Here is a 6,314-nt window from a genome sequence, read left to right as displayed (position 1 = left end):
GTATGGGTAGAGTTTATCCCAGGTGCAATCCTATCAAGGGTTTCAAGCATCTCAAGAATATTAGAGAGATAACGGTATGGTAAGACAAAACTCAGGTCTCCAGGTGTCGCATCCTCTAAGGTGGGTGATACCACACCCTTCGCAATCCTATCTGGTGTTGACCGTCTTCCTCTCTGGAGGTCACCAAGTCTCTGTATTAGAACTCCCCTTCCAAGAAAATTTGCCAGCCTTGCGATATACGCACCATAGGATATTGGTTCATTAAATGGTTCTGTGAATAATGTGCTGACAAGGATAGCAAAGTTTGTATTGAAGGTCTTCTTTTCTGAATAACTATGTCCGTTAACAGTGGATATGCCCTGGCTAAACTCTTTTACGACCTCACCGTATGGATTCATACAAAATGTTCTGACCTTATCATCGAATTTTTTTGAATAAAAAATGAATTTTGGTTCATACAACAAGGATGTAATATGTTCAAGTATAGATGCAGGCACCTCAACCCTCACCCCGATATCAACAGGATTATTCAAAGAAGTGAGATTCAGTCTTGCAGCCTCTTTACTCAGCCAATCAGAACCAGCTCTTCCAGGAGCAAGGATTGTGTAATCGCTATAAAACTCATTTCCATCAGATGTCCTTACACCTGCTGCCTTCCTGTCCTTTAAGATAACCTCTTCTACCTTTTGATTGAATAATACCTCTGCATTTTTGTTTATTTCCTCTCTGAATGATTTCAATAAATCAAAACAATTCTCTGTTCCAACATGTCTTATATAAGATGGTATAAGCAACAGGTCATATTTTTGTGCAAGTCTCTTAAGTTCGTTTATCCTGCGAAGGTCTTTCCCGTATATCCTATCGGGTGCACCGTGTTCTTTGTATATTGCATCTACATATTCGATAAGTTCTGAAAGCTTTTCTTTTTCTATATATCTGCTCAGGAATCCACCAATCTCAGGTGAAAGATTGAGTTTTCCATCACTGAAGGCACCTGCCCCACCCCACCCAGATAATATTGAACAGAGGTCACAATGCACACAGGATATGTCCCTTATTTTCAATGGGCATACCCTATCATTGATGTCTTCACCTCTTTCTATGATTAGAATTCTAATATCTTTTTTTGATTTTAGGAGTTCTAATGCAGAAAAGATACCTGAAGGACCTGCACCGACTATAATTACATTGTAGTATTTCATCTGTAACCCTGTAGAAGGTGCTTCTCTAAGAAAATATCCTCCCAATGTCTTAGATATTCTATCGCTGAATAGTTTGTAAGGTTAAGATGTATCGGTGTTATAGATATGGCGTTTTTTTCTATAGCATCAAAATCTGTATCTTCTGCCTTTTCCCATGATAGACGATTCCCCCCAATCCAGAAGTGTTTTTTTCCAGTTGGATCACTCATCTCTGTGAGTATATCTCCGTATATCCTTTTCCCCTGACCTGTAACCCTGACACCATTTATCTCAGATAGGGGTAGATTAGGAATATTGACATTAAGGAGGGTATCCTCTGGCAGTCCATATTCGAGTATCATCTCAGATAGTCTCAGAACAAAGTTTGCAGCCTCATTAAATAGAAAGTTCTCGGAGGCGACTAATGATACTGCCATAGAAGAGATACCGAGTATCCTGCCTTCTATCGCACCGGCTACAGTGCCCGAATATGTAATGTCATCACCGAGATTTGGACCTTTATTTATGCCCGAGATAACAAGGTCAGGCTTTCTTTTCAGTATTCCTCTGACACCTATGATAACACAGTCTGTCGGGGTTCCATTTACGCTGTATATATCCTTTTTAATCTCTTCCACGAGCAGAGGGCGGTGAAGTGTCAGTGAGTGGCTGGCGGCTGACCTTTCCCTGTCAGGGGCTACAATAACCACCTCACCAAGACCTCTCAGAGTCTTCCCGAGTATCTGCAATCCTGGTGAATATACCCCGTCATCATTTGTAGCAAGTATAAGCGGCATTATTGGTATACAGTATACAGGATACCACTGCTCAAATCAATCCTTATCTTTCTTATCTTTTTGGCTTGACGCCTATGCGATATCTAATGTTATAATATATCTAATTTTTGGACATTGAGAGACCATGCTTGAAGATATAAAAGAAGGACTAACTTTCGACGATGTATTACTTATACCAGCAAGATCAGATGTCCTGCCACGGGATGTTGATATAAAAACAAGACTTACACGGAATATAACAATTAATATACCAATCATCAGCGCTGCGATGGATACTGTAACAGAGGCAGAACTCGCAATCGCAATTGCGCGAGAAGGTGGCATGGGGGTTATCCATCGTTCTATGTCAATAAATGCACAGGCGGCAGAAGTAGACAAGGTAAAAAAATCTGAGAGTGGTATGATAATTGATCCTATTACTGTTTCTCCTGAACAGAGGATTCATGAAGCCCTCTCACTGATGGAAAGATACAGAATCTCTGGAGTCCCTGTGACGAAAAATGGAAAACTTGTTGGTATACTGACAAACAGGGATCTCAGGTTTGAGACGAGGATGGATCTTGAGGTATCAGAGGTAATGACCAAAAAAGGGCTGATAACCGCCCCTGTCGGCACTACCCTCGATGAGGCTAAAGACATACTGCATAAATACAGGATTGAAAAGCTGTTAATCATAGATGAAAATTATGAACTTAAAGGACTTATAACAATTAAGGATATAGAGAAGCGAAGGAAATACCCCAATGCATGCAAGGATAACTTAGGCAGATTACGGGTTGGAGCTGCCGTAGGTGTTGGAGCGGAATCCATCGAGAGGGCTTCTGCGTTGGTCAAAGCAGGGGTTGATGTAATCGTTGTAGATACGGCTCATGGACATTCAAAAGGTGTATTGGAGTCTGTTAAGATAATTAAAAAGACATATCCTGAGGTTGATGTTATAGCAGGGAATATTGCAACCAGCGAGGCTGTAGAAGACCTTGTAAAAGCAGGAGCAGATGCAGTAAAGGTTGGTATAGGTCCAGGTTCAATCTGCACCACAAGGGTAATAGCTGGTGCAGGTGTCCCTCAGATTACTGCGGTCTGGGAGTGTTCAAAGGCAGCAGATAGATATAACATCCCTGTTATTGCTGATGGTGGTATAAAGTATTCTGGAGATATTACGAAGGCAATCGCTGCAGGTGCAAGCTCTGTAATGATAGGTGGATTATTCGCAGGGACAGACGAAAGCCCTGGAGAAACAGTACTCTTTCAGGGCAGAAGCTATAAGGTTTATAGGGGTATGGGATCAATCGGGGCAATGGAACAAGGAAGCAAGGATAGGTATTCCCAGGAGAGGATACCAGAGAGCAAACTGGTACCGGAGGGAGTGGAAGGTAGGATTCCATACAAAGGACCTCTCTCAGCAAGCATCCACCAGCTTATCGGAGGACTGAGGTCAGGGATGGGTTACTGTGGCAATAAAAGTATAGAAGACCTTAGAAAAAAGAGTAAATTTATAAAGATAACGAATGCAGGACTTAGAGAAAGTCATGTCCATGATGTAATAATCACAAAGGAAGCCCCTAACTACAGGATAGAACAATAAACAAAATTCAAAATAAGATATTAGTTCTGGATTTTGGCTCCCAGTATACTCAGCTTATAGCACGCAGGGTCAGGGAAAGTAAAGTATACTCAGAAATATTCCCCTTTAATGTTCCTCTCCATCGAATTAAGTCATTTAACCCAAAAGGCATAGTTCTCTCTGGAAGTCCTGCCAGTGTATACGATGTCAGCGCACCGATATGTGATACAGAAATATTTAGGCTCAATATACCTGTGCTTGGTATCTGCTATGGAATGCAGCTTATGACCCATCTTTTCGGTGGAAAGGTATCGAAGGCAGCGAAAAGGGAGTACGGACGGGCTGAACTTATAATTGACGATGATTCAGATTTGTTTAAGGGTATAAACTCCGAACTCCGAACTCTGAACTCCGAACTCCGAACTGTCGTCTGGATGAGTCATGGTGACAGGATAGATTCACTACCAGAGGGTTTTAATGTTATCGCTCATACCGATAACTCTCCTATGGCTGCGATAAAGAACAAAAAAAGAAAGTTTTATGCTATGCAATTCCATCCAGAGGTCGTCCATACCCCTCTCGGGACAAAGATACTCCAGAACTTTCTCTACAATATCTGTGGATGTTCACCTGCCTGGACAATGATGTCATTTGTAGAGCATTCCATAGAAAGGATAAGAGGAACAACCGGAGATAAAAGGGTGATATGCGCCCTGAGCGGTGGTGTTGATTCATCTGTGGCTGCCTTGCTTGTCCATCGAGCCATAGGAAATAATTTGACATGTATTTTTGTAAATAACGGGCTTCTCAGAAAAGGGGAGGCAGAAAAGGTAGTTAATACCTTTGGAAAGCACTTTAAGACGAATCTCGTAACTGTTGATGCAGAAAAGCGTTTTCTTGAAAAACTCAGAGGTGTAGTTGAACCTGAAGAGAAGAGACGGATCATTGGTAATGAGTTCGTATTCATTTTTGAGGAAGAGGCAAAGAAATTAGGTAACATAGAATTTCTCGTTCAGGGAACTCTCTATCCTGATGTGATAGAGAGCGTTTCATTTAAAGGTCCATCCGTCACAATTAAAAGCCACCACAATGTCGGTGGACTGCCAGACGCAATGAAACTTAAACTTATTGAACCCTTACGAGAGCTATTTAAAGATGAGGTAAGAATAGCAGGACTTGAACTCGGGCTTCCAGAAGAGATAGTATGGAGACAGCCTTTTCCTGGACCAGGACTGGCAGTAAGGATTATTGGAGAGGTAACAAAAGAGAGGATAGAGATACTCAGGGGTGCTGATACAATTGTGTTAGAAGAGATTAAAAAGGCAGGACTTTATAGAGAACTATGGCAATCCTTTGCGGTCTTTTTGCCTGTTAAGAGCGTCGGAGTGATGGGGGATGAAAGGACATACGAGAATGTAATAGCACTCAGGGCGGTAACAAGCACGGATGGAATGACGGCGGACTGGGCTAAGATACCTTACAATATCTTAGAAAGGATTTCAAACAGGATTATTAATGAAGTAAGAGGCGTAAACAGGGTAGTCTACGATATAAGCTCTAAACCACCGAGCACAATAGAGTGGGAATGATGATGCTAAACCTTCTTGCTACGCAGATTGTAGGAGTAAACTCCCCACACCATGCATAAAAAGAAGATCCCCGGCACTATGTTGCTTGATAAAAAGAGTATATCTTCCATCTTGAAAATAAATCTTACTGCAAACTATGTGCCATAGAAGTTGCTTAAGGATTATGGCAAAATTCTAAATCCAAAATCCTGAACAAATTCAAATAACTAAAATTTCAAAACTATCTGGGATTTGTTTAGAATTTAGATACTAGAATTTAGGATTTAAAGGAAATTGTTGTAATATTGCAACAATTGGTGTCCAAAAAATGCAAATTCGATTACAAAAAATTTTATCTATGGCTGGTATAACTTCAAGGAGAAGGGGTGAAGAACTTATTCTTGAAGGTAGGGTCAGTATAAATGGTAAGATTGTAAAAGAACTCGGAGTAAAGGCAGACACTGAAAGAGACCATATAAAGGTAGATGGAAAACTAATAAGATTAGCACAACCTCATGTCTATATAATGCTTAACAAGCCACGAGGCTACATAACATCGCTCAAGGACCCTGAGGGTAGACCCACAGTAATAGAAATGTTAAGAGATATTCCTGTCAGGGTTTATCCTGTTGGAAGGCTTGACTTTGATACAGAAGGGCTTTTGCTCCTTACAAACGATGGTGAACTTTCAGCCACCCTCATGCACCCGAGAAGCAATATACCCAAGATATACATAGCAAAGGTCTCTGGTATTATTACAGAAAAGGAAATAGATAAACTTGAAGGTGGTGTATATCTTGAAGATGGGAAAACTGCACCCTGTAAGATAAAGAAAATACAGAGAACAGATAAGAACTCATGGATAGAAATAACCATTCATGAAGGTAGAAAAAGACAGATAAGAAGGATGTTACAGAGAATGGGACATCCTGTATTAAAACTCAAGAGAACAGGCTACGGGCCATTAAGATTAGATCTACCAGTTGGTAACTACAAGCATCTGACACAGCAAGAGGTTAATCGCTTAAAGTCTTTGACAAAAACACCCCCTCGTGGTAATATCACACGCCTATGAACAGGACGCATTACTGTGGCAGTCTGAGGCTGGGCGATTGTGGAAAGAGGGTAACCCTCTGCGGATGGGTACAGCGTAGAAGGGACCATGGTGGTATTATCTTCATCGACCTCAGAGACAGGGAAGGTA

6 protein-coding genes are annotated in these 6,314 nt (G+C 41.2%); 4 read left to right on the top strand and 2 right to left on the bottom strand.

Annotated elements, in window-relative coordinates:
• Together AB1488_03485 and surE are read right to left on the bottom strand one after the other, a co-directional pair.
• Positions 1-1,202 (bottom strand): FAD-dependent protein (locus AB1488_03485; protein ID MEW6409159.1); only part of this gene is annotated, 1,202 nt, incomplete at its 3' end.
• Positions 1,199-1,978 (bottom strand): 5'/3'-nucleotidase SurE, encoded by a 780-nt coding sequence (gene surE / locus AB1488_03480; protein MEW6409158.1) that lies wholly within the window; start codon positions 1,976-1,978, stop codon positions 1,199-1,201. The genes AB1488_03485 and surE, both read right to left, overlap by 4 nt.
• Before the next feature lie 124 nt (positions 1,979-2,102).
• Between surE and guaB the strand changes: the two genes are divergently transcribed.
• The 4 genes from guaB to AB1488_03460 form a co-directional block, all read left to right on the top strand.
• Complete coding sequence (gene guaB, locus AB1488_03475; GenBank protein MEW6409157.1) at positions 2,103-3,563, top strand: IMP dehydrogenase; 1,461 nt, start codon at positions 2,103-2,105, stop codon at positions 3,561-3,563.
• Positions 3,560-5,131 carry a glutamine-hydrolyzing GMP synthase gene (guaA, locus tag AB1488_03470; protein MEW6409156.1) on the top strand — a complete coding sequence of 524 codons (1,572 nt, stop codon included), beginning with the start codon at positions 3,560-3,562 and terminating at the stop codon, positions 5,129-5,131. The genes guaB and guaA overlap by 4 nt, the downstream gene beginning before the upstream one ends.
• A gap of 307 nt (positions 5,132-5,438) precedes the next feature.
• Positions 5,439-6,185, top strand: coding sequence for a pseudouridine synthase (locus tag AB1488_03465; protein ID MEW6409155.1), 747 nt, complete (start codon positions 5,439-5,441; stop codon positions 6,183-6,185).
• Positions 6,182-6,314: OB-fold nucleic acid binding domain-containing protein (locus tag AB1488_03460; GenBank protein MEW6409154.1), on the top strand; the 133-nt coding region annotated here is incomplete at its 3' end. The genes AB1488_03465 and AB1488_03460, both read left to right, overlap by 4 nt.

Source organism: Nitrospirota bacterium (assembly GCA_040756155.1).
Lineage (GTDB): Bacteria > Nitrospirota > Thermodesulfovibrionia > JACRGW01 > JBFLZU01 > JBFLZU01.
This window is presented reverse-complemented; position numbering and strand designations above follow the sequence as displayed.

Bases quoted from the DNA above. Each gene is read 5' to 3' on its own strand.
- surE (MEW6409158.1), bottom strand. From the start codon at position 1,978: ATGCCGCTTATACTTGCTACAAATGATGACGGGGTATATTCACCAGGA.
- guaB (MEW6409157.1), top strand. From the start codon at position 2,103: ATGCTTGAAGATATAAAAGAAGGACTAACTTTCGACGATGTATTACTT.
- AB1488_03465 (MEW6409155.1), top strand. From the start codon at position 5,439: ATGCAAATTCGATTACAAAAAATTTTATCTATGGCTGGTATAACTTCA.